Annotated in this window: 3 protein-coding genes; all 3 read left to right on the forward strand. The window is 66.5% G+C overall.

Going from position 1 to position 2,576, the window contains the following annotated elements:
- Positions 1-57 precede the first annotated feature (57 nt).
- Genes AC062T_RS04035 through AC062T_RS04045 form a run of 3 tightly spaced genes read left to right on the forward strand, consistent with a single transcriptional unit; the run spans position 58 to position 2,515 of the window.
- Positions 58-366, forward strand: a complete 309-nt coding sequence (locus AC062T_RS04035; RefSeq protein ID WP_476027629.1) for a hypothetical protein — start codon at positions 58-60, stop codon at positions 364-366.
- A gap of 47 nt (positions 367-413) precedes the next feature.
- Positions 414-1,673 carry a phosphoribosylamine--glycine ligase gene (gene purD, locus AC062T_RS04040; RefSeq protein ID WP_476027631.1) on the forward strand — a complete coding sequence of 420 codons (1,260 nt, stop codon included), beginning with the start codon at positions 414-416 and terminating at the stop codon, positions 1,671-1,673.
- Positions 1,670-2,515, forward strand: coding sequence for a phosphoribosylaminoimidazolesuccinocarboxamide synthase (locus AC062T_RS04045; RefSeq protein WP_476027633.1), 846 nt, complete (start codon positions 1,670-1,672; stop codon positions 2,513-2,515). Before purD ends, AC062T_RS04045 begins: the two co-directional genes overlap by 4 nt.
- Positions 2,516-2,576: the final 61 nt, after the last annotated feature.

Genomic DNA, 2,576 nt, shown 5'->3' on the forward strand with positions numbered 1-2,576 from the left:
TGCATGCAACGGTAGCAAGGGGCCTGCCGCCAGTGTTATGGATGCCACACTGGCTGTATGGATGTCGCCGCCAACTACTTGACCGCCGACCTAGAGCCGCTCACGGCGTCTCGGATTGTCTCTGCGTGGCACTGGACTGTCGCCGCTGTTGTGGTCGCGCTGGGCTTTGGCGATGGAATTGCCCCCGCCGACCTGGTCATTCGCCGTATCGACACGGGCCGCGAAGTGCTGCGCACGCGCGCCGATGTCGGCTCGCCCGACTTCTTGCTCGACGAGGTGCGCCGCGATCTCGCCACCAAGACGGTCGACGACTTCATTGCCGAATGGCGTCTTCGCGAGGAAGACCCGGAGTCGCCCGCGGCCTAACCGACGCTCCGTGGCGTGGGTTCACGGGTGACCGGTACTCTGGCATGGTGAAAATTCTTGTACTCGGCTCCGGTGCCCGCGAGCACGCCATCGTCACGGCCTTGCTTGCGGAGGATGCCGCGCACGAGATCATCGCCGCCCCGGGCAACGCCGGAATCGCCGCCGATGTTCCCGTAATTCACCTCGACCCCACAAACCCGACCGTCGTGGCCGACTTTGCGGTCGACAACAACATCGAGCTGGTCGTCATCGGGCCAGAGGCTCCGCTCGTCGCGGGAGTGGCCGACCGGGTGCGCCAGGCGGGCATTGCCGTCTTTGGGCCCGGCAAGGCCGCGGCACAGCTTGAGGGCAGCAAGACGTTCGCCAAGCGCATCATGGAGGCGGCAGGGGTTCCGACCGGCCGTGCGGCCCGCGCCGGCACCCTCGACGAGGCCATCGACGCGATCGACGAGTTCGGCGCCCCCTACGTGATCAAGGCCGATGGCCTCGCCGCGGGCAAGGGTGTTCTTGTCACCGCCGACCGCGATGCCGCCATCGCCCACGCCGAGTTTTACCTGGGTCAGGGCAGCGTGCTCGTCGAGGAGTTTCTCGACGGCCAAGAGGTATCGCTCTTCTTCTTCTCCGATGGGCACGATGTTTTGCCCCTCAGCCCCGCCCAGGATTACAAGCGCCTTGGCGACGGCGATGCCGGCCCCAACACGGGCGGCATGGGCGCCTACTCCCCCCTGCCGTGGCTCCCCGACACGTTCGTCGACGAGGTCATCGGGACGATCGCCGTGCCGACCGTTCGCCAGCTCGCAGCTGAGCAGACTCCGTTTATCGGCCTGCTCTATTGCGGCCTGATCATCACCGACAAGGGCATTCGGGTCATCGAATTCAATGCCCGGTTCGGCGACCCCGAGACGCAGGTGGTGCTGCCCCGCCTCATCACCCCGCTCAGCGCCCTGCTCTTTGCCGCATCGACGGGCGGGCTCGGGCTGCTGCCCCGCCCCGAGTTCTCGCCTGAGGTGGCGGTGACGGTGGTCGTGGCGAGCGAGGGCTACCCCGAGACCCCGATCACCGGCCGCGTCATCACGGGAATCGACGACGCCCTCGCTATCGACGGCGTCACCATCGCCCATGCGGCCACGGCTCGAACGGGCGATGACTTTGTTTCGACCGGCGGACGTGTGCTCAGCGTTGTTGCCCGCGGCGCGGACTTCGCCGATGCCCGCGACCGCGTCTACCGGGCCGTTGACGCCATTCAGCTCGAGGGCGAACAGCACCGCACTGATATCGCTCTGCGGGTCGTGGAGCCCAGCGCATGAGCGCTGACCTGTCGGCCGATGGCTGGCAGCACGCATACTCCGGCAAGGTGCGCGACCTCTATGACCGCGCGGATCATCCCGATCGGATGCTCGTAGTCGCCAGCGACCGCGTGAGCGCCTTCGATCACGTGCTTGAGCCGGGCATCCCGGGCAAGGGTGCTCTCCTCACGACGCTGACCCGCTGGTGGTTCGACCGCCTTGACGTGCCCAACCACCTCGTGGATGGGCCTGTGCCCGAGGCCGTCGCCGAGCGGGCGATGCTCGTGAAAAAGCTGGACATGTTCCCGGTCGAATGTGTTGTGCGGGGCTACCTCACGGGCAGCGGCTGGAAGGAATACCAGGCGACCCAGAGTGTGTGCGGCGTACCGCTGCCCGCAGGTCTCGCGGACGGCGACCGCCTGCCGGAGCCGATCTACACCCCCGCGTGGAAGGCACCGCTCGGCGAACACGACGAGAACATCAGCTTCGAGCGCACCGTGGAGCTGGTCGGCGCAGAGACGGCCGCCGCTCTTCGCGATCTTTCTCTGCAGATCTTTGCCGCGGCATCCGCCATTGCCGAAGAACGCGGCGTGATTCTGGCCGATACCAAGTTCGAGTTCGGCGCCGACAGCGACGGGCAGATCACCCTCGGCGATGAAGTCTTGACCTCGGACAGCAGCCGCTATTGGGATGCCGAGCTGTATGCAGCAGGCGACCGCGCCTCAAGCTTCGACAAGCAGATCGTGCGCGACTGGCTCGCCGCCCACTGGAACCTCAGCGGCACTCCCCCCGTGCTGCCGCCCGACATCATCGAGCGCACATCGGCTCGATATCGGGAACTCATCGAAAGGCTCACCGCGTGACCCCCGCCGAATGGACCGAAATCACCGTTCGTCGCCTGCCATTCGAGCACGCTGATTCGAC

It is taken from the genome of Homoserinimonas sp., assembly GCF_056262345.1.

What these genes read in the sequence shown, in the direction of transcription:
- AC062T_RS04045 (WP_476027633.1), top strand. Translation starts at nt 1,670, where the DNA reads ATGAGCGCTGACCTGTCGGCCGATGGCTGGCAGCACGCATACTCCGGC.
- AC062T_RS04035 (WP_476027629.1), top strand. Translation starts at nt 58, where the DNA reads ATGGATGTCGCCGCCAACTACTTGACCGCCGACCTAGAGCCGCTCACG.